General features: G+C 71.9%; 20 protein-coding genes and 1 riboswitch. Of the genes, 9 read left to right on the top strand and 11 right to left on the bottom strand.

The genetic code is table 11. From position 1 onward, the window contains the following. Window positions 1–20: 20 nt before the first annotated feature. Complete coding sequence (locus ACIGJI_RS05630; protein WP_187663466.1) at window positions 21–842, top strand: hypothetical protein; 822 nt, start codon at window positions 21–23, stop codon at window positions 840–842. An 85-nt stretch (window positions 843–927) separates the two neighbouring features. Here ACIGJI_RS05630 and ACIGJI_RS05625 read toward each other — a convergent pair whose 3' ends face one another. Beyond that, window positions 928–1,386, bottom strand: coding sequence for an N-acetyltransferase (locus tag ACIGJI_RS05625; RefSeq protein ID WP_101847088.1), 459 nt, complete (start codon window positions 1,384–1,386; stop codon window positions 928–930). A 164-nt stretch (window positions 1,387–1,550) separates the two neighbouring features. Here ACIGJI_RS05625 and ACIGJI_RS05620 point away from each other — a divergent pair, with 164 nt between their 5' ends. Continuing rightward, a complete protein-coding gene (locus ACIGJI_RS05620; RefSeq protein WP_363445599.1) occupies window positions 1,551–3,770 on the top strand; it encodes an NADP-dependent isocitrate dehydrogenase in 2,220 nt (739 codons plus the stop codon). A 167-nt stretch (window positions 3,771–3,937) separates the two neighbouring features. On the opposite strand, the gene ACIGJI_RS05615 is transcribed toward ACIGJI_RS05620, so the two are convergent. Together ACIGJI_RS05615 and ACIGJI_RS05610 are read right to left on the bottom strand one after the other, a co-directional pair. Then, complete coding sequence (locus ACIGJI_RS05615; RefSeq protein WP_366244448.1) at window positions 3,938–5,425, bottom strand: L,D-transpeptidase family protein; 1,488 nt, start codon at window positions 5,423–5,425, stop codon at window positions 3,938–3,940. A gap of 115 nt (window positions 5,426–5,540) precedes the next feature. Continuing rightward, a complete protein-coding gene (locus tag ACIGJI_RS05610; RefSeq protein WP_187663468.1) occupies window positions 5,541–5,945 on the bottom strand; it encodes a RidA family protein in 405 nt (134 codons plus the stop codon). A gap of 25 nt (window positions 5,946–5,970) precedes the next feature. On the opposite strand from ACIGJI_RS05610, the gene ACIGJI_RS05605 reads away from it, so the two are divergent. The 5 genes from ACIGJI_RS05605 to nagB all read left to right on the top strand — a co-directional run bounded on the left by ACIGJI_RS05605 (window position 5,971) and on the right by nagB (window position 13,487). Continuing rightward, window positions 5,971–7,188 carry an alanine racemase gene (locus ACIGJI_RS05605; RefSeq protein ID WP_268777168.1) on the top strand — a complete coding sequence of 406 codons (1,218 nt, stop codon included), beginning with the start codon at window positions 5,971–5,973 and terminating at the stop codon, window positions 7,186–7,188. Further along, window positions 7,179–10,451 carry a family 20 glycosylhydrolase gene (locus ACIGJI_RS05600; protein ID WP_363445603.1) on the top strand — a complete coding sequence of 1,091 codons (3,273 nt, stop codon included), beginning with the start codon at window positions 7,179–7,181 and terminating at the stop codon, window positions 10,449–10,451. The genes ACIGJI_RS05605 and ACIGJI_RS05600 overlap by 10 nt, the downstream gene beginning before the upstream one ends. Before the next feature lie 79 nt (window positions 10,452–10,530). Further along, entirely contained in the window at window positions 10,531–11,718 is a 1,188-nt protein-coding gene (locus tag ACIGJI_RS05595; RefSeq protein WP_259951940.1) for an ROK family transcriptional regulator, read from the top strand. Between the two features lie 31 nt (window positions 11,719–11,749). Next, window positions 11,750–12,715 (top strand): ROK family protein, encoded by a 966-nt coding sequence (locus ACIGJI_RS05590; protein ID WP_187663472.1) that lies wholly within the window; start codon window positions 11,750–11,752, stop codon window positions 12,713–12,715. Continuing rightward, on the top strand, window positions 12,708–13,487 hold the full coding sequence (gene nagB, locus ACIGJI_RS05585; RefSeq protein WP_366244451.1) for a glucosamine-6-phosphate deaminase: 780 nt from the start codon (window positions 12,708–12,710) through the stop codon (window positions 13,485–13,487). Before ACIGJI_RS05590 ends, nagB begins: the two co-directional genes overlap by 8 nt. A gap of 10 nt (window positions 13,488–13,497) precedes the next feature. Here nagB and ACIGJI_RS05580 read toward each other — a convergent pair whose 3' ends face one another. The 6 genes from ACIGJI_RS05580 to ACIGJI_RS05555 form a co-directional block, all read right to left on the bottom strand. Next, window positions 13,498–13,905, bottom strand: a complete 408-nt coding sequence (locus tag ACIGJI_RS05580) for an NUDIX domain-containing protein (RefSeq protein ID WP_187663474.1) — start codon at window positions 13,903–13,905, stop codon at window positions 13,498–13,500. Next, the gene (locus ACIGJI_RS05575; RefSeq protein WP_187663475.1) at window positions 13,898–15,262 is read right to left on the bottom strand and encodes an FAD-binding oxidoreductase; all 1,365 of its coding nucleotides are present in this window, start codon (window positions 15,260–15,262) and stop codon (window positions 13,898–13,900) included. Before ACIGJI_RS05575 ends, ACIGJI_RS05580 begins: the two co-directional genes overlap by 8 nt. A 10-nt stretch (window positions 15,263–15,272) precedes the next feature. Further along, the gene (locus ACIGJI_RS05570; RefSeq protein WP_187663476.1) at window positions 15,273–15,644 is read right to left on the bottom strand and encodes a YrdB family protein; all 372 of its coding nucleotides are present in this window, start codon (window positions 15,642–15,644) and stop codon (window positions 15,273–15,275) included. A gap of 9 nt (window positions 15,645–15,653) precedes the next feature. Next, entirely contained in the window at window positions 15,654–17,699 is a 2,046-nt protein-coding gene (locus ACIGJI_RS05565; RefSeq protein WP_363445606.1) for a sigma-70 family RNA polymerase sigma factor, read from the bottom strand. 506 nt (window positions 17,700–18,205) lie between these two features. Next, window positions 18,206–19,378, bottom strand: a complete 1,173-nt coding sequence (locus ACIGJI_RS05560; RefSeq protein WP_259951954.1) for an N-acetylglucosamine-6-phosphate deacetylase — start codon at window positions 19,376–19,378, stop codon at window positions 18,206–18,208. Further along, window positions 19,375–20,886: a family 20 glycosylhydrolase gene (locus tag ACIGJI_RS05555; RefSeq protein ID WP_292795409.1), complete on the bottom strand. Its 1,512-nt coding sequence runs from the start codon at window positions 20,884–20,886 to the stop codon at window positions 19,375–19,377. Before ACIGJI_RS05555 ends, ACIGJI_RS05560 begins: the two co-directional genes overlap by 4 nt. Window positions 20,887–21,003: 117 nt before the next feature. Beyond that, window positions 21,004–21,088: riboswitch (ZMP/ZTP riboswitch) on the top strand. A 38-nt stretch (window positions 21,089–21,126) separates the two neighbouring features. Between ACIGJI_RS05555 and glyA the strand changes: the two genes are divergently transcribed. Further along, entirely contained in the window at window positions 21,127–22,401 is a 1,275-nt protein-coding gene (glyA, locus tag ACIGJI_RS05550; protein ID WP_363445609.1) for a serine hydroxymethyltransferase, read from the top strand. Continuing rightward, the gene (locus ACIGJI_RS05545; protein ID WP_363445611.1) at window positions 22,398–23,276 is read left to right on the top strand and encodes a bifunctional methylenetetrahydrofolate dehydrogenase/methenyltetrahydrofolate cyclohydrolase; all 879 of its coding nucleotides are present in this window, start codon (window positions 22,398–22,400) and stop codon (window positions 23,274–23,276) included. Before glyA ends, ACIGJI_RS05545 begins: the two co-directional genes overlap by 4 nt. 80 nt (window positions 23,277–23,356) lie before the next feature. Here the strand turns inward: ACIGJI_RS05545 and ACIGJI_RS05540 are convergent, their stop codons facing one another. Together ACIGJI_RS05540 and ACIGJI_RS05535 are read right to left on the bottom strand one after the other, a co-directional pair. Next, the gene (locus ACIGJI_RS05540) at window positions 23,357–24,079 is read right to left on the bottom strand and encodes a DUF6882 domain-containing protein (protein ID WP_363445613.1); all 723 of its coding nucleotides are present in this window, start codon (window positions 24,077–24,079) and stop codon (window positions 23,357–23,359) included. 22 nt (window positions 24,080–24,101) lie between these two features. Continuing rightward, window positions 24,102–25,346: an MFS transporter gene (locus tag ACIGJI_RS05535; protein ID WP_363445615.1), complete on the bottom strand. Its 1,245-nt coding sequence runs from the start codon at window positions 25,344–25,346 to the stop codon at window positions 24,102–24,104. Window positions 25,347–25,365 lie beyond the last annotated feature (19 nt).

The following is a 25,365-nucleotide window of genomic DNA, read 5'->3' as shown; positions in this document are numbered from 1 at the left end:
GGGATCGGTAGCATCGAGGGATGGACCCCTTCCTCCTCGTCGCGGAGTGGTGGTGGCTCGCGCCGACCGCCGCCGCCGGGGTGACCGCGGGCGCGATCGGCGTCCGTCGGCGCAACACCCGCAGCGGCCGCCGGCTGGAGTACGACGCGGCCCGGCACGACCTCCGCGAGGCCCAGCAGCGCGCGGTGGTGCGACGGACGGCCCTGAAGGTGGCACGGGCCGACCTCGCCCGGGTCTCCGCCGAGCGGGCCGCGCAGCGGGCGAGCGCGGAGCAGGTGTCCGGCGCCCGACGCATGCTCAAGGAGCGTGAGCGCGACGCCAGGGCCGCGGCGGCCGACGTCCGCGCCCGGCGGGTCAGGGTGAACGCCGCTCGTGCCGCGATCCCCGCCGGCTCCGCGCCGCGGCCGCTGGAGCGCCTGTATGCGGAGCACGACGCGGTGACGGCGCGGTGGATGCGGTATGAGACAGACCCCGCGTTGCAGATCACCTATCCCGAGATGACGGACGTGAAGCGTCCGGAGACGGCCGCCTACCTGCGGGCCGCCGGTGCCGCGGTCGAGGCGCGTCGGCAGACGACGGGCCGGGTGACCGCCGCCGAGTACGCGGCGTACCGCGACGCTGTCGCGGAGCTGGAGCGGGCGTTCGAGGCCGCCGAGCACGCGGCGAAGGTCCAGACGGGCGAGGCGCCTCCGACCGCGGCCTGGCAGGACGCCGCGCAGGACATGCTGCACCGCTCCGCGGAGGCCATCGACCGCGCAGCAGGTGCTGCCGCCTCAGCGCTCGCCGCGTGGAACAGTCGCCGGGGCAAGGGCACGCCTCCGGACGGCAACGGTCAGCGCTGAGGAGGATCGAGGTCGAGCCGTCCGGCGGGATCCGAGGGCGACGGAGTCTCGATGGGGGAGGGGATTCGAGACCCCGCCGCCGGTCTCAGGAGGGGACGCGGATCTCGGCGATGACCTCGCCGTAGGCCGTCTCCCCGACGGGGGTGAAGCCGACGCGACGGAAGAAGGCCTCCGGGCCGTCCTCGCCCGCTTCGTAAATCACATTGACGTGGTCGACGCCGCGGGTGCGCGCTTCGTCGATGAGGTTCTCGACGGCGAAGCGGCCGATGCCGCGACCCTGGTCGTCCGCGTCGACGTTGATGCGCCACAGCACGGAGCGGAAGTGCTCCTCCGGGGCCTCGTCGTCGAAGTTGGCGCTGACGAAGCCCACGACCTCGTTGCGGTCCAGGATCACCCGCTGCCAGGAGGTCTGCGGGTTGATGACGGTGGCCGCGATGCCGTACGAGACGGGCGCGAGGAACTGCTCCTGTCCGGGCTTGAGCGACAGGTTGTTCACGGCGACGATCGTCGCGGCGGAGAGTTCGACCATGCGCAGTTCGGACATGCCCCCAGGCTAGCCCCTCCGCTCACCGCATTCATCACTCGGGCGGACTTTTCACGGACCGGTCACGTGCCGGACCCCGTCGCCGGGAGCGCCGCTTCGGGGCGAGGGCCGCTCAGGTATCTTGGTATCGAGACAAATAGCCCTCGTGAACGGAGAACCTCCCGGTGACCGACGACGCCATCATCTACACCTACACCGACGAGGCACCGGCGCTGGCCACCGCCTCGTTCCTGCCGATCATCCAGGCCTACACGGGCCAGGCGGGCATCGAATTCGAGACGCGGGACATCTCTCTGGCCGGCCGCATCCTCGCCGCCTTCCCCCAGAAGCTCACCCCGGAGCAGCAGGTCGGCGACGCGCTGGCCGAACTCGGCGGCCTCGCCACGCTCCCCGAGGCGAACATCATCAAGCTGCCGAACATCTCGGCGTCGATCCCGCAGCTCAAGGCCGCCATCGCGGAACTGCAGCAGCAGGGCTACGACGTCCCCGACTTCCCGGACGAGCCCTCGTCGCTGGAGGAGAAGGACGTCCGCGCCCGCTACGACCGCATCAAGGGCTCCGCAGTGAACCCCGTGCTGCGCGAGGGCAACAGCGACCGTCGCGCACCGCTCGCGGTGAAGAACTACGCCAAGAAGCACCCGCACCGCAACAAGCCGTTCGCCGAGGGCTCGAAGACCCGCGTCGCGACCCTCGGCCACGACGACTTCAAGCACAACGAGCGCTCGTGGGTCGCCGCTCACGACGACGTCCTCTCCTTCCACCACACGGCGAAGGACGGCACCGTCACGGTCCTCAAGGAAGGACTCAAGGTCCTCCCGCGCGAGATCATCGACGCGACGTTCCTCTCCGCGAAGGAGCTGGACGCCTTCCTCGCGGACACCCTCGCGGAGGCCGAGGCCGACGACGTGCTCTACTCGGTGCACCTCAAGGCGACGATGATGAAGGTCAGCGACCCGATCATCTTCGGCCACGTGGTGAAGGCGTTCTTCAAGGACGTCTTCGACCAGTACGGCACACAGCTCGCCGAAGCCGGACTGAGCGCGAACGACGGCCTCGGCTCGATCCTCGCGGGGCTGGCGAACGTCGCCGGTGGCGACGAGATCGCTGCGGCGTTCGACAAGGCCATCGCCGAGGGGCCGCGTCTGTCGTACGTGAACTCCGACAAGGGGATCACCAACCTCCACGTGCCGAGCGATGTCATCGTCGACGCGTCCATGCCGGCGCTCGTCCGCAACGGCGGCAAGCTCTGGGGCAAGGACGGCGAGGAGGCCGACACGATCGCGGTCATCCCCGACTCGTCCTACGCGAGCGTCTACCAGGCGGTGATCGACGATGTGATCGCGAACGGCCCGCTCGACCCGGCCACCATCGGCACCGTGCCGAACGTGGGTCTCATGGCGCAGGCGGCCGAGGAATACGGCAGCCACGACAAGACGTTCGAGATCGCGGCGGACGGCATCGTCCAGGTGCTGGACAGCGAAGGCACCGTCCTCATCGAGCACGAGGTCGGCAAGGGCGACATCTGGCGCGCGACGCAGACCAAGCACATCCCGGTCATGGACTGGGTCAAGCTCGCCGTCGGCCGTGCCCGTGCGACCGGCGTGCCCGCGGTGTTCTGGCTCGACGCGAACCGCTCGCACGATGCCCAGATCATCGCGAAGGTGCACCAGGGCCTCGCCACGCTCGACACCAAGGGCCTGACGATCACGATCCTCGCGCCGGAGGAGGCGACGCGGTACACGCTGGCGCGCATGCGTCACGGTCTCGACACCATCTCGGTGACGGGCAACGTGCTGCGCGACTACCTCACCGACCTGTTCCCGATCCTCGAGGTCGGCACGAGCGCCAAGATGCTCTCGATCGTGCCGCTGCTCGCCGGCGGCGGACTGTTCGAGACGGGTGCCGGTGGCTCCGCTCCGAAGCACGTGCAGCAGCTGGTCGAGCAGAACTACCTGCGCTGGGACTCGCTGGGCGAGTTCTTCGCGCTGGCCGCCTCGCTCGAGCACTTCGCCGACCGCACGGGCAACGAGAAGGCCCGCGTGCTCGCCGAGACGCTGGACGCCGCGACCGGTACCTTCCTCGAGGAGGACCGCTCGCCGGGCCGCGCGCTCGGCACGATCGACAACCGCGGCAGCCACTTCTACCTGGGGCTGTACTGGGCGCAGGAGCTGGCGAAGCAGACGAAGGATCCGGAGCTCGCCGCGGCCTTCGCCCCGGTCGCCGAGAAGCTCGCAGCGAACGAGGAGGCCATCGTCTCCGAGCTCAACGCGGTGCAGGGCAAGCCGGTGGAGATCGGCGGGTACTACCGCCCGGACGAGAAGCTCGTAGCGGCGGTCATGCGTCCGTCCGCGACGCTCAACGAGATCGTCGACGCCCTGCGCTGAGACGACGGAAGGGGGCGGATGCTGCGGCATCCGCCCCCTTCTCGCTGTCCGCCCTCCGCCAGGCCCGAGCACGACTGCGGAGCGCGACCGCGACACCCTGGGAGAGGGGACGCCTCGGCGGCGTGTCGTTCCGCGTCTCCGAAGCTGTGCTCGGCACGCGAACCGGGTCAGTTGTAGACGGAGACCTCGAGGCCCACGGGGGACCAGTCGTAGACGTACTTGGCGAGGTCGATCGGCAGGTTCACGCAGCCGTGGCTCATCCGGTTGCCGAAGTTGTTGTGCCAGTAGGTGCCGTGGAAGCCGATGTTCGGGGCGAACCACGTGATCCAGGGCACGTCCTCGGTGCAGTACGGCGCGCCCTCGTAGCAGCCCATGTCCTGCATCGACGTGTGCGCGAAGACCTTGAAGTTGCCGGTCGGCGTCGGCGTACCGGGCAGGCCCGTCGAGACCGCCCAGAACTGCACGACCTTGTCGTTCTCGAAGAGGTAGGCGCGCTGCGTGCTGAGGTTGATCTCCGCACGGCGGAACAGGTTCGTCGTCTCGAACGGCGTCTCGGTCACGGAGAGCGCGAAGGTGCCGTCGCCCGCGGCGAGCTGCGTCGCGAAGTCGTCGGCGATGCCGTCGGTGTCTCCCAGGGCGCGTCCGGTGGCGCCCTCCTTCTCGGCGCGCAGCACATTCCCCGCGGAGTCGACGATGTTGGTCGCGTTCACGGGCGCGCGGTCCACGGCGGCGGGCAGCGTGTCGACGGTGGTCTGGATCGCCGCCGGATCCGCCTCGATGCGGAGCTGGCCGTCTTCGTCGACCACGGTCAGCCAGGACGCGGCGACCGCGGGGGAGACCGGGACGGTGCGCTCCTTGCCGACGTAGAAGCCGATGGTGGACAGCATGGTGTTGAGGGTGGTGGCGGTGGCCGTCGCGTCGTCGTCGGACACGGCGGGCAGGGCTTCGACAGGGCCGCCCGGGTACTCGAAGGTCCTGCGTCCGTCGCCGACAGCCTCGACGAAAGCAGCGTTCAGATCGGCCACGTCGACACCGGTGCCGGGAACGGACGGAGTGACGGTGTAGGTGCCCTTCGCGGCGTCGAAGACCACGGCGGCGTCGACCGGGTCGACGAAGCTCCCGGGTACGGCCGCCCGGAGCGCGGCGGATGCGGTCTCCTGGTCGAGGACGATGTCCGCGGGCACGGGGTCGCCCATCCAGGCGCCGAGATTCCACATCGGATGCGCCGAGAACGCGGCATCGGCGAGGGCCGTGGCGTCGGCGGTCGCCCCCAGGTCGGCGCCGGTGAGCACGGCGTCGTCGCCGTCGCCCGTGAGGGTGACCTCGGTCTGGGCGAGGTGCGAGCTGATCGTCTCGGCGGCGGCACCGGGAGTCATCCAGCCCACCGGGATGCCCGCGACGGTGGTGCCGGGGGCGATGAGGATCATCGAGGCGGCGCCGGCGCCGAGCGCGACCACGCCGAGGCCGAGACCGATCCACAGGCCGAGGCGGCGTTTCTTCGGGGCCGGCTCGACGGGAGCCCAGGCCAGGGGCTGCTCGCCGGTCTGCGGCGGGGCCGTGTCGGTCGCCGCCTCCGGCGTCAGGACGCTCGTCGGTGTCGCATCGTCGGGCTGTGCCCCCGTCGCAGTGCCCGGCGTGGAAATCAGATCGGTCACGAACTACACCCCCCGCAGTCTCGACGTGTCCTGTCGTCCATGGTACGGGATGGCTGGTAACGGGGAGGCAACGGTCCTGATAAGGTGCCTCCCCGTTCGCCAGGGGTGTCGGGGGTCAGTCGATGACGGCGAGCCCGTCGATCTCGACGAGCATCTCCTCGCGGGGAAGACCGGTGAAGACGGTGGTGCGCGAGGGCAGCACGCCGCTGGTCGTGTGGGCCTCGACGAACGCGCCGTAGGCCTCGTTCATGATCGGGAAGTCCTCGCGCGTGGTGAGGTACACGCGCAGCATCACGACATCGTCGAACGTGGCGCCGGAGGCCTCCACGATGGCCTTGACGTTCTCGAGCGTGCGGGTGGTCTGCGCCGCGACGTCGCCCGGGTACAGGTACTCGTTGGTCTGCGGGTCGACGGGGCCCTGGCCGGAGACCTGGACGATCGGGCCCTTGCGGACGCCCTGGGAGAACGTGTGCGCGGGAGCGGGGGCGGCGTCGGTGGAAACTCGTGTCTTCGCGGTCATGCCGCCAGCCTAGTAGCCTTGTTAGATGCCTCTACAAATTCCGGATCCCGTCCTCGGCGCCTGGGCGAAGGGGTTCCCGGCGCACGCCGCGGGGCTGCGTCTGTCGGAGGTCGCCGGTGCGGGGCTGCGCCTCTCGGACCTCGGCACGCCGGTGCTCACGGTGCATGCCGACGCGATCGCGCACAACGAGGACACGGTGTTCGGCTGGGCCGCGCGCGAGGGCGTCCGCCTCGCCCCGCACGGCAAGACCACCATGGCGCCCGCGCTGTGGCAGCGCTTGCTGGACGCCGGGGCCTGGGGGATCTCCGTGGCGACGCCGTGGCAGGCCCGCGTCGCCGTCGACGCCGGTGTCCCGACGGTGCTCATCGCCAACGGGGTGACCGACGGCGCTGCGGCCCGTGAGCTCGGGGCGCTGCTCGCGGCCGACGAAGGCCTGCGGATCCTGTGCGGGGCGGACTCCCTCGCCGGCGTGGCGATCCTCGCCGACGCCCTCGCGGACGCCCCGCGTCCGCTGGACGTGCTCGTGGAGCTCGGCGGTGCGCAGGGGCGCACGGGTGCGCGGACCGTGGCGGAGGGCGAGCGCATCGCCGCGGCGATCATGGCCGCCCCCGGTCTCCGCCTCGCCGGAGTGACGGGCTACGAAGGGCCCTTCGGCCCCGATCGCTCCGCGGCGTCAGTCGCCGCGGTGGACGGTTTCCTGGCCACCCTCGTCGAGCTGCATCGCCGACTGGAGTACCCCGACGGCGTCCGCCCCGTGCTCAGCGCGGGCGGCAGCTCCTTCCCCGATCGCGCCGCCGCGGTCCTCGGCGCCGCGGGAGCGGACGCCGAGGTCGTGCTGCGCTCCGGTGCCTTCCAGATCCACGACGACGGCTTCTACTCCCGCATGTCGCCGTTCGGTCCGCTCACGGACACCGCCCCGCTGCGCTCCGCGATGCACGCGTGGTCGCGGGTGGTCTCGCAGCCCGAACCCGGCCTCGCCCTGCTCGACGCCGGGCGGCGGGACGTGCCGTTCGACATCGACCTCCCGGCGCCGCAGTCGGTCGCCGGCACCGTGACGGCCCTGAACGACCAGCACGCCTTCCTCCGACCCGCCGACGGGGCGACCGTCGCGGTCGGCGAGGTCGTACGCCTCGGCCTCTCGCACCCGTGCACCGCGTTCGACAAGTGGCGCGTCGTCGCCGTGATCGACGACCCCGACGCCGCGGACCCGCGGGTGATCGGGGCGGTGGCGACATGCTTCTGAGCGCGGAGAAGGCGGCGGCGGGCCTCGTGCGCGTCTACCGGCGGGCGACCGTCGTCGACGGCACCGGCGCCCCGCGCTTCGTCGCGGACGTCGCGGTGGAGGGGGCCAGGGTCGTCGCCGTCATCCGCGACGGCGACGGGACGACGCTGGAGCTGCCGGACGACGCGGTCGAGGTCGACGCGTCCGGCCTCGTCCTGGCGCCTGGTTTCATCGACATGCACGCGCACAGCGACCTCGCGGTGCTCCAGGGCGCCGCGCACGACGCCAAGATCCGTCAGGGGGTCACGACAGAGGTGCTCGGCCAGGACGGCCTGGGCTACGCGCCGCTGGACGAGGCGACCGCCGCCGTCATCCCCGCCCAGATCGCGGGCTGGAACGGGCGGCCGGCGGAGGTCCCGTGGCGGTCGATGGACGATTTCCTGGAGGCGATCGACGTCGCCGCGGTGGCCAACGCCGCGGTGCTGGTGCCGCAGGGCAACCTCCGGATGATGGTGGTCGGGCACGATGACCGTCGGGCGACTCCCGCCGAGATCGTGGCGATGGCCGACCTCCTCGGCCAGGCCCTGGATGCCGGGGCCTTCGGCATGTCGAGCGGCCTGACCTACACCCCGGGGATGTACGCCGACGTCGCCGAGCTGGAGGCGCTCTGCCGAGTGGTCGCGGAGCGCGGCGGCTACTGGGCGCCGCACACCCGCAGCTACGGGCGGGCGGCGCTGGATGCGTATCGCGAGGCGATCGAGATCGGCCGCCGTACCGGGTGTCCCGTCCATCTCACGCACGCGACCATGAACTTCGCGCCGAACCGCGGGCGTGCCGCGGAGCTGCTGGCGCTCGTCGACGAGGCGACGGCCGACGGCGTCGACGTGACGCTGGACACCTACCCGTACCTCCCGGGGGCGACCACTCTCGCGGCGCTCCTGCCGAGCAGGCTGGCGGCGACCGGCGACCTGCTGGGCGTCCTGGCCGGCCTGGATGCGGAGGGACGCGAGGCCGTCCGCGTCGAGCTGGAGGAGATCGGCTGCGACGGGTTCCACGGCGAGGTGGCGGACTGGTCGGTGATCCAGATCTCGGGGACGGGCACCCCCGCTCTGGCCGGCCTCGTCGGCCGCACGATCGCCGCCATCGCGGCGGAGACCGGGCAGCGCGCCGTGGACGTCGTGATCGACACGATCCTCGCCGATGCGGGCGCCACCGGCGTGCTCATGCACATCGGCGACGAGGACAACGTCCGCGCCATCATGCGGCACCCGCGGCACTCCGGAGGCAGCGACGGCATCCTCATCGGTGCCCGGCCGCACCCGCGCGGCCGCGGCACGTTCCCTCGCTACCTCGGCCACTACGTCAGGGACCTGGGGGTGCTGAGCCTCGAGGAGGCCGTCCGCCATCTCTCCGGCAACCCGGCCGCCCGCCTGGGCCTCGACCGCGGTGACGCGCCGCGCGGTGTGCTCCGCGAGGGCGCCACCGCCGACCTGGTGCTGTTCGACCCGGAGACGATCGCGGCGGGAGCCACGTTCGACCACCCGCACGGTGCGCCGCAGGGTGTGCGCGAGGTTCTCGTCGGCGGTGTGCCGGTCGTCATCGACGGCCACCCCACCGGTGCGGTCGCCGGCCGCGCGCTGCGGATGCCCCCCTCGGCGCCGCGCGCGACGGTGCCGCACGTCGTCGCAGAGATCGACTCCCTGGCTCCGGGCTTCCGATGGACCCCGTCGACGCCGATCGAGGCGGCACCGGAGCTGGCCGCGGCCGTCGCACGACTCGGCGGCGGGGGAGCGGACGACACGCTGCCCGCCATCCGCCTCGTGATCGATCCGGAGCTGGGCGCCGCGGCATCCGCGGTAGGACGCCATGGCCCCGAGGCCTTCCGCGTGACCGCGACGGCCTCGGGGATCGAGATCGCGGGGGCGACGCCGGAGGGGGTCTTCCGCGGCGCGACCGCGCTCCGTCAGCTCCGCGACCCGGACCACGACCCCGCTCTCCCCGCGACGATCCCGGCAGGGCGCTGGGAGGGCTCTCCCGCCTACGCCTGGCGTGGAGCGATGCTCGACGTGGCGCGCTACTTCCGCCCTGCGGAAGACGTACGTCGTCTCATCGACCTGCTCGCCGATCACCACCTCAGCATCCTGCACCTGCACCTGACGGACGATCAGGGCTGGCGCTTCGAGGTGCCGGGGTATCCGCGCCTGACCGAGGTCGGTGCGCGGCGCGAGGCCACGCAACGCGGCCACGGCCCTGAGGCCACGGTCGAGCCCGGCGTGCACGAGGGCTTCTACACGACCGACGAGCTGCGCGACCTCGTGCGGTATGCGGCCGACCGCTTCGTCACTCTCGTGCCCGAGGTGGAGCTGCCGGGACACATCCAGGCCGCGCTCGCCGCGTACCCGGAGCTGGGCAACCTCGACGTCGGGACGCCGCCCACCGGGCCGTGGGAGCGTTTCGGCGTGAACGCGCGCACCCTCGCGCCGACCGAGGAGGCGCTGGCCTTCGGCCGTGCCGCCATCGATGCGCTGTGCGACGTGTTCCCGTCCGCGTGGATCGGGATCGGCGGCGACGAGGTCCCGGTGACCGAATGGGCCGACAGCGCCACGGCCGCCGCGCGGATGCGGGAGCTCGGGCTGGCCACCGCGCACGACGTCCAGCCCTGGTTCACGGCGCACTTCGTCGCGCACGTCCGCCGCAGGGGACGGACGGCACTCGCCTGGGACGAGGTGCTGGAGGGCGAGGTCCCGGAGGGCGTGCGCATCCTCGCCTGGCGCGGACCGGTCGCCATGCGCGAGGCACTGCGGCGGGGGATCCCCGTTGTCGGGTGCCCGGATCTCGAGGTGTACCTCGACTACCCGCAGTCCGAATCGGCCGAGGAGCCCATCCGCGTCGGGCCCCCGCTGACCATCGAGCGCGCGTACTCGTTCGAGGTCGTCGACGGCGCGGTCGGCGGGCAGGCGAACATCTGGACGGAGCACCTGCCGAGCAGGGACCGGGTCGACTTCGCGATGTTCCCGCGCCTCGCCGCGATCGCGGAGCGGTTGTGGGACGGGGGAGAGCCCGCGCCCTTCGCGGACTTCGCCCGGCGGCTGCCCACGCATCTGCGGCGCCTCGCCGCGGTGGGCGTGCGGTATCGTCCGCTGGACGGGCCGTCGCCCGAGCAGCGGCGACCGGGGGTTCCCGGCAAGCCCATGACCGTCGAGACCCGGGAGGGGATCGTCGCCGGGCTCGTCGAGCGGCTGCTCCGGATGGCGGCGGACGACGAACCGCCGCGGTCGGCATGATGTCACGTTTCGGTAACCCTGCCCGCGGAATCGCGCGGAACAGTTGCACAAATCCTGTTCGTAAGGTCTACTAACAAACATGTCCGTTTCGGATGATCAGCGCCCCGCGGCGACGACTGACTTCGTCGCCGCGAACGCGCACGCCTTCGGCCCCGCGCGGCATCTCCGCTCGCGCACCAAGGTGCTCCCCGAGCACGCCCGCGGACACAACCGCGCGCTCGTGCTGCAGACGCTGTATCACTCGGGGGCGATGAGTCGCGCTGACCTCTCCCGCGAGACCGGCCTCACACGCGTCACGATCTCGGATCTGGTCGCGGAGTTCATCGCCGACGGCATCGTCGTCGAGATCGGCGTGCGCGAGGCCGTCGGCCCCGGCAAGCCGCCCATCCTCATCGACATCGATCGGGTGGGGCATCAGATCATCGGGCTCGACCTCTCCGGTCCGACCGCCTTCGAGGGCGCCGTCCTCAGCCTGGACGGCGACGTGCTGGAGCGGCGGCAGGTGCCGCGTCCGGAGACGCCGGACGGCGATGCCGCGTATGAGGCTCTCCGCGGCCTCGCGCAGACCCTCGTCGAGATCGCCACACAGCCGGTGCTCGGCGTCGGCATCGGCACCCCGGGTGTCGTGCGCCCCGACGGCCTCGTCCTCAGCTCGCCCAACCTCGGCTGGACGGACTTTCCGCTGGAGGCGAAGCTCAGCGCCGACCTCGACCTGCCGGTGCTCGCACGGAACGACGCCAATGCCGCGGTCCTCGCCGAGTACACGTTCGGCGAGGCGGAGGCCGACTTCATGCTGATCAAGATCGGTCGAGGCGTGGGTGCTGGGCTGATCACCGGAAGCCAGCCGCTCCTCGGCAGCCGTTTCGCCGCCGGGGAGATCGGTCACGTCGTCGTCGGCACGGACGGCGGCCCTCGCTGCGCCTGCGGCAAGATCGGCTGCCTGGAGGCATGGCTGAGCGTGAGTCGCATGCAGGAGGCGCTCGACGCCGACCCGGCCGCCCGCGAGGAGATCCTCCGCGACTCCGGGACGCGCATGGCGATCGCGATCGCCCCGATCGTCGCCGCCCTGGACCTGTCCGAGGTCGTGCTCTCCGGGCCCGCCGAGCTGCTGGACGGCACGCTCATCGACGCGGCCGTCGAGACGCTGCACGCGCGGACGCTCGAGGGCGTCTTCGAGGACGTCATGGTGCGGCTCACCCGTCAGGACGACATCGTGCTCCGCGGTGCCGCCGTCATGGTCCTCTCCGGGCAGCTGGGGGTGTCGTGACATCCGCGACCATGATCGGGAACGGCATCCGATGATCGTCCCCGCCTCCGCCGACCGCGCCGGTCGGCCCCTTCGCGTGGGCCTGGACGTCGGCGGCACGAAGATCGACGCCGTCGCCGTCGATCCGGCAGGGACGATCCTCGCCCGCCTCCGCCGCCCGACCGGGTGGGGAGAGGACGCCGTCGTCGACAGCATCGTGTCGACCGTCGCTGCCCTTGCCGAGGAGAGCGGACTGCCGCTGTCCGCGGTCGGATCCGCCGGCATCGGCATCCCCGGCCTCGTCGATGCGGAGACCGGCCGCGTGCTGCACGCCGTGAATCTCGGGGTGGAGTCGCTCGACCTCGCGGCGCGCGCCGAGCACGCACTCGGCGTTCCGTTCCGGGTGGAGAACGACGTGAAGGCCGCCGCGCTCGGCGCCGCGGTCCTGAGCGACGTCGCCGGTTCCATGGCCTATCTGAACCTCGGCACCGGCGTCGCCGCCGGCATCGTGGTGGACGGCCGCATCTGGCGCGGCGCACGCGGGACCGCCGGCGAGGTCGGACACCTCTCCGTCGATCCCCGCGGCCGGCTGTGCGGGTGCGGGCAGCGCGGCTGCGTGGAGACCTTCTGCGGCGGTGGGGCGCTGGCCAAGGCGTGGGGACGTCCCGGTGCGCTGCCCGTCAAGGACATCGTCGAGGCGGCCGACGCGGGCGATCCGCACGCCCAGGCCCTGCAGGCGGACCTTTTCTTCGGGGCCGCGGCGGCCGTGCGCGTGCTCGTGCTGTCGGCCGACGTCGAGACCGTGGTCATCGGCGGGGGACTCACCGCTCTCGGCGGCCGGCTGGCGGCGGGGGTCCGTGCCGCCCTGCACGCCGGTGCCGAGGCGTCACCGTTCCTGAAGTCCCTGCGGCTGGATGAGAGAATCGAACTGCTCCCCGCGGGTTCCCCCGCCGCCGCTTTCGGCGCCGCTCTGGTGGGCGCATCCATTTCTGAGAAGGAGATCGTTCCGCATGGCTGAGGTCGTTATCGTCGAGAATGCCGAGGCCGCCGGCGCCCTGGTCGCCATCGAGATCGTCGAGCTCATCGACAGCCGTCGGGACGCCGTCCTGGGGCTCGCGACCGGATCGACGCCGCTGCCGGTCTATCAGGCTCTCCGCAGCCGCCTCGCGGGACGCGACGTGTCGCAGGTGCGCGGCTTCGCGCTCGACGAGTACGTCGGCATCGACCCGTCCCACCCGGAGAGCTACCGCTCCGTGATCACCCGTGAGGTGGTGGAGCCGCTCGGCCTCGACCCGGAGCGCATCCACGTGCCGAACGGCGCGCAGGCCACCATCCAGCACGCCGGTGAGGACTACGACGCGGCCATCGCGGCGGCCGGCGGCGTCGACCTGCAGATCCTCGGCATCGGCACGGACGGCCACATCGGGTTCAACGAGCCCGGGTCCTCTTTCGCGTCCCGGACGCGGGTGAAGACCCTCACCGAGCAGACGCGCGAGGACAACGCCCGTTTCTTCGACTCCATCGACGACGTGCCGATGCATTGCATCACCCAGGGCCTCGGCACCATCCTCGAGGCCCGCCACCTCGTGCTGCTGGCATTCGGCGCCGGCAAGGCGGAGGCGGTGGCCGGCGCGGTCGAGGGGCCGCTCACGGCGCTGCTGCCCGGATCGGCCATCCAGTTGCACCCGCACGCCACCGTCGTCGTCGACGAAGCCGCCGCGTCGAAGCTGCAGCTCGCGGACTACTACCGCTACACGTTCGCGAACAAGCCCTCCTGGCAGGGCATCTGACCCGGACGGGCTAGCGCGCTGCGGCGGGCCAGGCGAGCGGCAGCAGGTGCTCGACGCTCAGCGGGGCCAGCGGAAGCGTCGCGACGTCCGCCGGGGTGATCCAGCGCAGTTCGGCGAGCTCGGCCTGCACCCGGACCCCGTCGGGATCGATCGAGGCCGAGAACGCGTCGGCCACGACGCGGTGCCCCGGCTCGTTGGCGGCCGCCGACACGAAGCGCCCCAGCGGCCGGAGGTCGGTCTCCGCGAGCTCGAGACCGAGCTCCTCGTGCAGCTCCCGGATGAGGGTCTCGGCGGGGGACTCGCCCGCTTCCGGCTTCCCTCCCGGCTGCATGAAGCGCGTCGTGCCGTGCTTGCGGACGACCAGGACGCGGCCCTCCGCATCGACGATCACGGCCGCGCTCACGTGGATGTCAGGCATCGGGGGAGAAGACCTTTCCGGGGTTGAGGATGCCGAGCGGATCGAACACGGCCGCGATGTCGCGCTGAAGGCGCCACTGGTCCTCGCCGAGTTCGTCGGCCAGCCATCGTCTCTTGAGGACGCCGATGCCGTGCTCGCCGGTGAGGGTTCCGCCCAGCCGGATCGCGGCGCGGAAGAGCTCATCGGCCGCCTCCCACACCCGGGCCGGGGTCTCCGGGCCCTCGAAGATGAAGTTCGGATGCAGATTGCCGTCGCCCGCGTGTGCGACCGTCGGGATCACCATGTCGAACTCCCGCTCGATCCGTGCGATCTCGTCGAACATCGCCGGCATGGCGCTCCGCGGCACGGAGACGTCCTCGATGAGGGTGGTCCCGAGCGACGCCATCGCGGCGTGCATGGATCGCCGGACCGCGAGCAGCCGATCGCCCTCGACGGGGTCGTGCGAGACCACGGGGACGCCCTCGTGGGCGCTCAGGATCGCGGCGATGGCCTCCGCCTCCGCGCGGGCGGCGGGGCCGTCGGTCTGGATCGTCAGCTGCGCGGCCCCCGGCGTCGGTGCCGGGAGCCCGAGGAGGGCATGGACGGCGGTGAGACTGGCGGCATCCATGAGCTCCATGATCGCCGGCTGGATTCCCGCAGCGGTCACGGCGGCAGAACCCGCGGCCGCGGCTCGCACGCCGGGGAAGGTCGCGGTCACCGTGCAGGTCTCGCCCGGCACCAGTCTGCGCAGCTTGAGCGTCGCCCCGACGACGACGCCGAGCGTTCCCTCCGATCCCACCACGAGAGCGGTGAGGTCGAGCCCGGTCACGCCCTTCACGCTGCGGTGGCCGAGGTGCAGCAGGCGACCGTCCGCGAGGACGAGGTCGACGCCGAGGACCGCATCCCGCACGACACCGTACTTCGCGCAGAGGAGTCCGCCGGCTCCGGTCGCGATGTTGCCACCCACCGTCGAGATGTCGCGGCTGGCGGGGTCAGGGGCCCACCAGAGGCCGTGCGCGGCCAGGTGCGCGTTGAGGTCGGCGTTGAGGATCCCGGGTTCGACCACGGCGAGGAGGTCGTCCGGTCGCACCTCGAGGACGGCGTCCATCCGGCGGAGGGAGAGGACGATCTCGCCGTCACCCGCATTCGCGGCGCCGGCGAGCCCCGTCCCGGCGCCGCGCACGACGACGGGAGTGCGCGTGGCGGTGGCGATCCGCATCGTCTGCTGCACGTCGTCCACGCTCTCGGCATGGACGACGGCCAGCGGGAGGCCCACCGCGGCATGACCAGAACGGTCGGACCTGGCGTCCTGCCTCGTCTGCTCGCTGACGTCCACGCGCGCCCCGAGGGCGTCGCGGAGCAGCGAGACGACGCTCACGACCGTGCGCTCATGCCAGGGCGCGGCGTCCGCTGAGGACGCCCGCGACGACGGCGACCAGGGCGAAGGCGGTGCCGATCAGGGCCTGCCCCATGGACCACCAGGCGATGGTCACGCCCACGTAGATGAACAGTTCGACGACCGCCCGGAGGAAGGGATGCACGCGAAGAACCGGCCGCGGCGAGAGGAAGAGCGCCCACAGCAGCAGGGTGACCACGGGGGCGCCGACGCCGATGACGATGCTCCACGGCAGGTCCCAGCTGGCGAACCCCCACAGGGCGAGCGAGGCGATCGCCACGATGAGGACGACGACGCGCACGATGTCGAGGGCCGTGATGGCCGGACGGTCGACGCCGGCGACGGGGGCGGAATCCGGGGTCATGCGTCCAGTCTATTCCGCGACCGGAGCGTCCTCGGTCGGAGCCGGGGCCTCCGTGGCCGGGGCCTCCTCGGCCGGTGCGGCCGGTGCAGCTTCGGCGGCCGGCGCAGCTTCGGGGGCCGGCGCGGGCTCCGCCGGCGCGGGCTCCACGGGTGCGGGAGCTGCCTCGACCTCGTCGGCGGGTGTCGCGGTGTCCTCAGAGGCGGCGGGCGCCGGGGCCTCGACCGGAGCGGTCACCGGCTCGGCCTCGTCGATGACGACCGCCGTCTGCTCGACAGGCGCAGCCGCCGCAGCGCGCTCATCGGCCGCCGCGTCCTGGGGCTGCAAGGCGTAGAGCGTGGTGACGGCCGACGGGGCGTCCGCGCCGGAGGGGAGGACGTAGCGGAAGGTCACGGGCACGAGACTGGCGAACAGGAACTGGTCCAGCGAGGCGCGGAGTTCGAGGGTGCCGGTGCCGTCCTCGCCGAGGACGACGCTGCCGGCGTCTGCGGTGCCGAGGAGAGCCTGCACGATCGTGCCCGGAGCTCCGGCGATCGGCACGAGGTAGTACCAGTGCAGGTCTTCGCCAAGCCAGTAGTCGGCGGGGCTCCAGGTGGGCGGCTCCGTCGGGATCGCAGGATCCACGGGGTCCACGGGGTCGACCGGATCGACCGGGTCGACCGGCTCCACCGGATCGACCGGATCGACAGGGTCCACGGGATCGACGGGGTCCACGGGATCGATCGGGTCCACCGGAGCGACGGGCGGCTGCGTGGCCTCGGGAAGCGCCGCGGGGACATCCGGGACGGCGGGTGCCGTGTCGGGCCCAGCCTCCGAGGAGACGGGCGGCGCCGCCTCCTCCTCGGCAGGAGGTGCAGGCGTCTCGTCGTTCTCCGGCGTCTCGATCACCACGGGCTCGTCGAGGTTCAGCGAGGAGTCCGGGGCGATGTCGGTCGCGATCGACGACGGGTCGGTGTCCGAGGCGCTGGGCAGGGAGGTCGCCGGGTTCGCGCCCGCGAGTCCGGGGACGATGGCCGCTGCGGCGACCACTCCGGCCACCACGAGGGCTGCCGACCCGGCGCCGACGACGGCGCCCATGCCCGTGAAGACTCCGCCCGTGCTCGCGCCCGAGCCGGCGCCGCCGGCCGATCCCGCTCCTGAGCCGGCTGCGCCCGCGCCGGAGGTGGCCGCCGCGGCCTGGCCGATGCCGCCGTCACCGACGAACACCGCGCCCGGGATGGTGGACGACATCCCCGCCACGGCCAGGACCGGCGCACCGCCCTGCAGGGCGGCGAGGTACCCGGAGGCCCCGGTGGCGCCGAGGACGAGCGGGAGCAGGACGAGGGCGAGACGCTTGGAGACGTCCTTGGCCTCGGCGGCGACGATCATGCAGCGGGCACACTCGTCGAGGTGCAGCTCCAGGCGACGGTGGTCGCGGGTCGCGAGGTTGCCGCGCGAGTAGGCGCCGAGGTGCTCGATCGTCCACTGGCACTCGGAGCCGGGGCTCGCGCTCCGCAGGTGCGCCTGGATCCACGCCTCGCGGAGCCCCTCACGCGCACGGAACGCGAGCTGCGACACCGCGCCGGCCTTCATCCCGAGGAGCGGAGCCACCTCCTGCGGCTTCATCTGCTCGATCTCGGTGTACCAGAGCACTTCCTGCCACCGCGACGGGAGGCTGCGGAAGGCTTGCGCGGTGAGGCTGCGGTCGAGGGCCTCGTTCGTGGCGTGCTCGGTGCTGTCCGGATCGGCCACCGTGTCGAGCTCGTCGATCGCGGTCTCGCGACGTGCTCGTCCCCACGCCGCGGCGGTGTTGCGGATGCTGGTGAAGAGGTAGGCGCGGAACGAGCCGTTGGGGCCGCCGCCCTTGAGGATCGCCTGGTAGATGCGCGTGTAGGACTCCTGCACCAGATCGTCGGGATCGATCGACGAGGTCACCGATCGCGCGACGGCCATGCCGGACGGATAGTGCCGCCTCCAGAGTTCCCCGAACGCCCCCTTGTCGCCGGAGCGGACGCGGAGGATCAGGTCGGCATCGCCGATGGTCTCGTCTGGTGTGGTGTTCTCTCGGTGCACGGTCATCCATCTGGTCCCGGGGCACACAACCGTCCCCAGGAGGAGAGACGCGAGAAGGCGTCTTTCATTACGCGGTCAGTCCATTCTCTCGCGAAACAGGCGCGGTGGCCACCCCCGGGGAGGACTCGGAGCAGATGCTCGGGGACCCCTCCGCGCCCCGGCGGTGATGCCCGGCGAGAACTTTCTGAACTTTTTTCCGAGAACCGCGTAATGAACCGGGCCGGCCCTCGTCTCATCCCGTAGAGACAGCCGAAATGGACTCCACCGGGGGGCGGAGTTCCGGCGCTGGTGCGGGGGGTACTGCACCAGTGGGCGGGTCGGGATCCTCGGGGGAGGAGCTCCCGGCCCCGCCCGCTCGAACGGGAGGGAAAGGGCCGCCGATCTGGGGAGAACGGCGGCCCTCCACTCCCACCTCGCGAGAAGCGCGACGTCGATCTGGGGAATCCGGCGCCGCCATCTCGTCCGATCGACCGGAGACCGCAGCGCTGCGCGTCGCGCGAAGCGCTGCACGCCTAGGCGGGCAGCGCCGGTCCTGTCCAGACCCGCGCGACGCGCAGCTCCGCGTCCAGCAGCACGGCATCGCCGAGCAGGCCGGGACGCAGTGCGCCGAGGTGGGCGTCGCGCCCGATGGCCCGCGCCGGCGTCTCCGTGAGCGCACGCACGACCTCCGGCAGATCGACGCCCGCTGCCACGGCCCGCTGCAGCGCGACGTCCTGGGTCAGGGTGGAGCCGGCGATCGAGCCGGTGTCGTCGGCGCGGGCCACGCCGTTCTCGACGGTCACCTTCACCGCACCGAGGTCGTATCTGCCGTCGGCGCTTCCTGCGGCCGCCATCGCATCGGTGATGAGCGCCACGCGGTGCGGGGCCGCGTCGAACACGAGCTTTACGACGTGGGGGTCGAGGTGGACGTCGTCGGCGATGGCCTCCAGGATCACCCGGTGGTCGGCGGCCGCGGCGAGCACCGGGCCGGGAGCGCGGTGGTGGATGCCGGGCATCGCGTTGAACGCGTGGGTCAGCAGCGAGGCGCCGGCCTCGAAGGCCGCGACGGCCATGGCGGCATCGGCGTCGGTGTGACCCACGGCGGCGGCGGCGCCGGCCGCGACGATCTGACGGACGGCGTCGATCCCGCCCGGGAGCTCCGGAGCGATGGTGACCTGGCGGACCGTGCCTTCTCCGGCCTCCAGCAGCCGGGCCACATCGGCCGCGACGGGGTGCCGGAGCAGCGTGGGCTCATGGGCCCCATGGTGACCGGGGTCGAGGAACGGGCCCTCGAGGTGCGAGCCGAGCACGTCCCCGTCGGTCCTGGTCAGGGCGGCGATCAGGGCGACGCTGCGGGCCAGGTCGTCGATCGTGCCGGTGACGAGCGAGATGACCGCCCTGGTGGTGCCGTGCTCGCGGTGCAGGTTCCGCCCCGTCCGGATCGCGTCCACCCCGTCGTCGTACGCGGCGCCCGCTCCACCGTGACCGTGGATGTCCACGAAGCCCGGCGTGAGCAGCGCGCCGGGGCCTGCCACCTCCGTCCCGTCCACCACCTCGGTCGCGGGCTCCCAGTCCGTGCCCGTGCCGCGCGCGACGACGACGCCGTCCTCGATGCGCACCCACGCGTCCTCGGCGATCTCCCCGCGATCGACGAGGCGGACGGAATGGATGACGAGGGAACCGGTCGCGGAGGAGAGGGTCTTCAACGGGCGCTCCAGGGGATCTCGGGGGCGGGGTGGAAATCGACCCCCTCAGCCTTCCACAGCGGTGCGAGCGCACCGAGTCGGTCGCGGAAGGACTCCCACGTGCGGCCGACGCCCTCGCGCGGCGACCAGGCGATCTCGGCCTGCGCGGCGGCACGGGGGAACACGAGCTGCTCCACCTCGTCGAGCGTGCGGGTGGTCTCGGACCACAGCGGCGCCTCGATTCCCAGGATCGCCTCGTCGGGCACGTCGAGGACAGCGGTCGGCTCCCACTCGTAGGCGCGACGGACGTCGATGATCGCGGCCCAGGTGAGACCCAGCGGGAAGTCGGCGGTGTATTTCATGTCGAGGTAGGTCGCATCCGCCGCCGACATGATGAGGGCGCCGCCGCGCTCGACGAAGTGCGCGGCCTCCTCGGCGTGCGTTCCGGTCGGCGTCGTCATACCCCAGTACTGGCCGACCGTGCCGGAGGCGATGCCCGCAGCCGAGCCCATCTCGTGCCAGGCCACAGGGGTCTTGCCCTCCTCGACGACGATCGCCGTCGCGCGCTCCGCGAAGAGGTCGAAGTCGGCCTGTGGCGTGCCGAGGGACTCGTCGCCGCCGATGTGGATGTACGGCCCCGGGGTCATCTCGGCGAGCTCGCGGACGACGTCGCGGACGAATCGATACGTCTCCTCCTCGTGGATGCGCACGCTGGAGTGCCCGACGCCCCAGCCCAGATAGGGCTCTCCGGCCACCGGGAGCGGCTGGCCGAGCTGCTCGGACTGGGCCACCAGTGCGTCGTTCAGGACAGGGGCCTCGACCAGCTCGGGGTAGGCCACGCCGATCGCGTGGGTGTGCCCGGGGAGGTCGACCTCGGGGATCACGATCATGTGGCGTGCGGCCGCGTACGCCACGATCTCGCGGTAGTCGTCCTTGGTGTAGAAGCCACCGGGGGCGCCGTCGGCCGCGGTGGTGGCCGCCCGCTCGGTGAGCAGCGGCCAGGAGTCGATGTGCACGCGCCAGCCCTGGTCGTCCGTCAGGTGCAGGTGCAGGTGGTTGAACTTCAGCGCGGTGGTGCTGTCGATGAATCTCTTCACGTCGTCGACGCCGAAGAAATGCCGGGCCACGTCGAGCATGACGCCGCGGCGGGCGAAGCGCGGGGCGTCCGCGATGTCGGCACGGAGCAGCGCCCAGCCGGCGTCGTCCTCACGCAGCAGCTGCAGCAGCGTCTGGACCCCGTAGAAGAGCCCCGCCTCATCGGCGCCGATGAGGATGGCGCGGTCGCCGATCTCGAGCGTGTAGCCCTCCGGCGCGGAGGATGCCGGATCGACGAACAACTCGATCTCGGCGGGGCCGGAGTCCGCCGCGGTGAGGGTGAGGCCGGTGCGGCGTGCGACGGCGTCGATCAGCTGTCCGGCGGCGGGGGAGGAGCCGAGCACACGCGTCGTCGCGGACAGCGGCAGGCGTCCGTCGCGGGCCTTCGCGGACACCGGTGCAGGGACGAGGGGCAGATCAAGAGGTAGGACCATGAACAAAACCTAGCCGCCGGAACGCCGCAAGGGAACAGGGCGATCGAAACGATTCTGCAAGCGGCGGGCACGACGCCCGAAACGACCGCGTGCGCGGCGTCGCGCATCGGCTATGCTCGTAACCGTCGCGACTGGCGTCTGGGTGGACAACCACCGGGGAGCGACTGACCACGGAATTCGACCGCGCGCCTGGGCCGATAGGAACACCCTTTTCGAATCCGTCGTCAAAAGGAGCACGTCATGACCGACCGTTACTTCAACGCCCCGCTGTCCGAAGTCGACCCGGAGATCGCCGAGGTCCTCGATCGCGAGTTGAAGCGCCAGCAGACCTTCCTCGAGATGATCGCCTCGGAGAACTTCGTCCCCGTCTCGGTCCTGCAGTCGCAGGGCTCCGTGCTCACCAACAAGTACGCCGAGGGCTACCCCGGCCGTCGCTACTACGGCGGCTGCGAGGAGGTCGACGTCGCGGAGGAGCTCGCCATCTCCCGCGCCAAGAGCCTGTTCGGCGCCGAGTTCGCGAACGTCCAGCCGCACTCCGGTGCCTCGGCGAACGCCGCGGTCCTGCACGCGATCGCCCGCCCCGGCGACACCCTGCTCGGCCTCTCACTCGACCAGGGCGGCCACCTCACGCACGGCATGAAGATCAACTTCTCCGGCCGCCTGTACGACATCGTGGCCTACGGGGTCGACGCCGAGACCTCGACGATCGACATGGACGAGGTCCGCCGCCTCGCCATCGAGCACAAGCCCAAGGTCATCATCGCCGGGTGGTCCGCCTACCCGCGCACGATGGACTTCGCCGCGTTCCGCGCCATCGCCGACGAGGTGGGGGCACTGCTCTGGGTCGACATGGCGCACTTCGCGGGTCTGGTCGCCGCCGGTCTGCACCCCAACCCGGTGCCGCACGCGCACGTCGTGTCCTCCACCGTGCACAAGACCATCGGCGGCCCCCGCTCGGGCTTCATCCTCACCAACGACGCCGACCTCGCCAAGAAGATCAACACCGCGGTCTTCCCCGGTCAGCAGGGCGGTCCGCTCATGCACGTGATCGCGGCGAAGGCGACCGCCTTCAAGCTCGCAGGCACGCCGGAGTTCAAGGAGCGCCAGGAGCGCGTGCTGCGCGGGGCGAAGCTCATCGCCGAGCGCCTGTCGCAGCAGGACGTGAAGGACGCCGGCATCGCGGTGCGCTCGGGCGGGACGGACGTGCACCTCGTGCTCGTCGACCTCCGCGACGCCGAGATCGACGGCAAGCAGGCGGAGGACCTCCTGCACGACATCCACATCACCGTGAACCGCAACGCCGTGCCGAACGACCCGCGTCCGCCGATGGTGACCTCGGGCCTCCGCATCGGCACGCCCGCGCTCGCGACCCGCGGTTTCGGCGACGCCGAGTTCACGGAGGTGGCCGACATCATCGCCCTCGCGCTGCTCCCCGGTGCCGACATCGAGGCGCTCCGCGCCCGCGTGGACGCGCTCGCCGCGGCCTTCCCGCTCTACCCGGACCTGCAGCAGTGACCGCGGTCGTCCTCGACGGCAAGGCGGCGGCGGCCGAGATCCGTGCCGAGCTGACGGAGCGGGTCGCCGCGCTGAAGGAGAAGGGCGTCACCCCCGGCATCGCCACGGTGCTGGTGGGAGCCGACCCCGCCTCGCAGCTCTACGTGGGCATGAAGCACCGGCAGTCCGAGGCGATCGGGATGAACTCGATCCAGCGCGAGCTGCCGGCCGACGTCACCCAGGCCGATGTCGAGGCGCTGATCGACGAGCTCAACGCCGATCCCGCCTGCCACGGGTACATCGTGCAGCTGCCGCTGCCGAAGCACCTCGACACCGACGCGATCCTGGAGCGGATCGATCCGGCGAAGGACGCGGACGGGCTGCACCCGACCAACCTCGGACGCCTCGTCCTCAATGTCAACGCGCCGATCCACACGCCGCTGCCGTGCACCCCGCGCGGGGTCATCGAGCTGCTGCTGCGCAACGACTACGACCTCAAGGGCAAGCACGTCGTGGTCGTCGGTCGCGGTGTCACGATCGGGCGCTCGATCGGGCTGCTGCTGACCCGTCGCGACCTCAACGCCACGGTCACGCTGACGCACACCGGCACGGTCGACATGCCGCGCTACCTGCGGGAGGCCGACGTGATCGTCGCGGCCGCGGGGGTCAAGCACCTCATCCGCGCCGAGGACGTCAAGCCCGGAGCCGCGGTGCTGGACGTCGGCGTGACCCGGGAGACGGACCCGGAGACCGGGAAGAACCTCGTGTTCGGCGACGTCGCTCCCGAGGTCGCCGACGTCGCCGGGTACCTGTCGCCGAATCCGGGAGGGGTGGGGCCGATGACCGTCGCCCTGCTCATGACCAACGTCGTCGAGGCGGCCGAGCGGACGGTCTGACCTCCGCGCCGCGTCGCAGATTCACGCGAACGCCGCAGGGATCCCCGTGATCCCTGCGGCGTTCGTGCGTGTCTGCGGACTCAGACCTGGCCGTGCAGCGAGCTCTCCACGCCGCTGATCCGGGCCTGCTCGTCGAAGCGGATCGTCGCGGTGCCCGAGGCATCCGTCACCGTGGCGCCGGAGAACGACTCGTCCGTCCAGGTGAGGGTCCACCCGGCGAGGCGGGCGAGGTCCCAGACGGCCGTGCGGGCGTCGGGAAGGGACGTCTGCGCGAGGGTGCGGGGGAGGGCCACCACCGTGTCGGCGACCGTGAGCGGGGCCAGCGGCGCGTCGAGCAGGAACACCGCGCGGGTGCCGCCGTCGACGGGTGCCGAGTAGTACGGGGAGCGTCCGGTGAGCTCGACCGCGACGCCGCCGATCGTGTGCGCCGCGCGGGCGATCCAGTCCGCATCGCCCGAGGCATCGGCCGGGAACGGGACCTCGGGGGTGGTGAGCTCGGCGATCCCGTGCTGCTCGCCGTAGGCGCGGAGCTGTGCCGCGACGCCCTGGGGGTCGCCCTGCGGGTGCGCCCACGCCCACAGTAGCGAGCGCGGACCGGGGGCGACGGTGGCGATGAGGTGCGCGCGGGTCACGAGCTGCCGGGTCGGGTCGGCGTTCGCGGTGAAGGTCAGGGTCCCCGCTGCGAGATCGGCGTCCCACCGGTGCTCGCCGAGTGCGTCGGCGGCCGCGGAGAGGGCGTCCTGGCGGAGCGCGGTGAAGAGGGCGGCACGGTCGGCGAGGGGCTGCAGCGGGGGGAAGGTCATACTCACAGTCTCGCCGGGATTGCTATGAATCCGCCACTCCCGCGCGCTCCGTGACGGCCGCCGCGGGGCGCCCCATCCGCCACACCGCGGGGACGAGCAGCGTCACCAGGGCGATCGCGGCGTAGAGGACGGCGGAGGTGGTGAGCACGGTGGCCGGCTCCGCGTGGGTGACCAGCCAGCCGTACACGAGCGTGCCGATGGGCATCACGACGAAGCTGCCGAGCATGTCGTAGCTCGCGACCCGCGAGAGCTTCTCGCCGGGGATGTTCTCCATCATCGCGAGGTTCCAGCCGGTCGCGAAGACCTCGGCCCCGGCCCCGGCCACGAACGCGGCCATCGCGAGCAGCACCACGGCTGGGTGCACGCCGAGGAGGGTGAGCGGCAGGGCGAACACCGCCATCCCGATCATCCCGTAGCGCAGGGGGCGGCGGAGGGGAAACCACATCAGCAGCAGGGTCATCACCAGTACCCCCGCGCCCTCCGCGCTCACGACCCACCCCCAGCCGGAGATGCCGAGGCGATCGTCGTTCTTTGCGATGTAGGGCCCGACGACGCCCCAGGCGCCGACGTGGATCGCGTTCATGATCATGAAGGCCAGCACGATCGTCCACAGCCAGGAGCGGCTCCAGAACTCGCGCCAGCCCACCCGGAGGTCGTGGAACATCGTGGTGCCGCCGGAGGCCGCGGGCGGCGGGAGCTTCACGAGGGCGAGGACCGGGATCGCGAGCAGCCAGCCGGCCGCCTGCACGACCATGGCCCACGCGGGTCCCGCGGTCGCGACCAGGACGCCCGCGATGACCGGCCCGCCGATCGTGACGGCCGAGCGGACGAACGACAGCATCGCGTTCGCCTGCTGGAGGTGCGCGGGAGTGGTCAGCTGCGGGATGATGCCCTGCATCGCCGGGAGCACGAACGCGGACGAGGCGCCGTTGAGCGCGGACAGCACCGCGAGGAGCGGGACCGTAGCCGTGCCGGTGAACAGCAGAGCGGCCATCGCCCCGACCGACAGGATGTCCACGACGTAGCAGGACTGGATGATGAGGGCGCGGGGGAGGCGGTCGGCGACGACCCCTCCGAACAGGATGAACACGATGTTGCTGATCGTGAAGGCCGCGAGCACGATCGAGAGCGAGCGGGCGTCGTTGTCGATCTCGAGCACCGCGAACGCCAGGGCGATGGCCGACATCGAGCCGGTGACGAGCGTCAGGGCGCGCGCGAGGAAGAACCACCGGAAGTTGCGGTCCTGCATCGCCGCCAGTCTGTGCACCGGCTCATCCTTCCCGGCC

This window comes from Microbacterium sp. NPDC064978 (assembly GCF_044543605.1).
Classification (GTDB): Bacteria; Actinomycetota; Actinomycetes; order Actinomycetales; family Microbacteriaceae; genus Microbacterium; species Microbacterium meiriae.
This window is presented reverse-complemented; position numbering and strand designations above follow the sequence as displayed.

Excerpts from the sequence above, each read along its gene's own strand:
- ACIGJI_RS05630 (WP_187663466.1), top strand. The coding sequence starts at position 21 with ATGGACCCCTTCCTCCTCGTCGCGGAGTGGTGGTGGCTCGCGCCGACC.
- ACIGJI_RS05625 (WP_101847088.1), bottom strand. The coding sequence starts at position 1,386 with ATGTCCGAACTGCGCATGGTCGAACTCTCCGCCGCGACGATCGTCGCC.
- ACIGJI_RS05610 (WP_187663468.1), bottom strand. The coding sequence starts at position 5,945 with ATGACCGCGAAGACACGAGTTTCCACCGACGCCGCCCCCGCTCCCGCG.
- ACIGJI_RS05605 (WP_268777168.1), top strand. The coding sequence starts at position 5,971 with ATGCCTCTACAAATTCCGGATCCCGTCCTCGGCGCCTGGGCGAAGGGG.
- ACIGJI_RS05600 (WP_363445603.1), top strand. The coding sequence starts at position 7,179 with ATGCTTCTGAGCGCGGAGAAGGCGGCGGCGGGCCTCGTGCGCGTCTAC.
- ACIGJI_RS05595 (WP_259951940.1), top strand. The coding sequence starts at position 10,531 with ATGTCCGTTTCGGATGATCAGCGCCCCGCGGCGACGACTGACTTCGTC.
- ACIGJI_RS05590 (WP_187663472.1), top strand. The coding sequence starts at position 11,750 with ATGATCGTCCCCGCCTCCGCCGACCGCGCCGGTCGGCCCCTTCGCGTG.
- nagB (WP_366244451.1), top strand. The coding sequence starts at position 12,708 with ATGGCTGAGGTCGTTATCGTCGAGAATGCCGAGGCCGCCGGCGCCCTG.
- ACIGJI_RS05580 (WP_187663474.1), bottom strand. The coding sequence starts at position 13,905 with ATGCCTGACATCCACGTGAGCGCGGCCGTGATCGTCGATGCGGAGGGC.
- ACIGJI_RS05570 (WP_187663476.1), bottom strand. The coding sequence starts at position 15,644 with ATGACCCCGGATTCCGCCCCCGTCGCCGGCGTCGACCGTCCGGCCATC.
- ACIGJI_RS05565 (WP_363445606.1), bottom strand. The coding sequence starts at position 17,699 with ATGACCGTGCACCGAGAGAACACCACACCAGACGAGACCATCGGCGAT.
- ACIGJI_RS05555 (WP_292795409.1), bottom strand. The coding sequence starts at position 20,886 with ATGGTCCTACCTCTTGATCTGCCCCTCGTCCCTGCACCGGTGTCCGCG.
- glyA (WP_363445609.1), top strand. The coding sequence starts at position 21,127 with ATGACCGACCGTTACTTCAACGCCCCGCTGTCCGAAGTCGACCCGGAG.
- ACIGJI_RS05540 (WP_363445613.1), bottom strand. The coding sequence starts at position 24,079 with ATGACCTTCCCCCCGCTGCAGCCCCTCGCCGACCGTGCCGCCCTCTTC.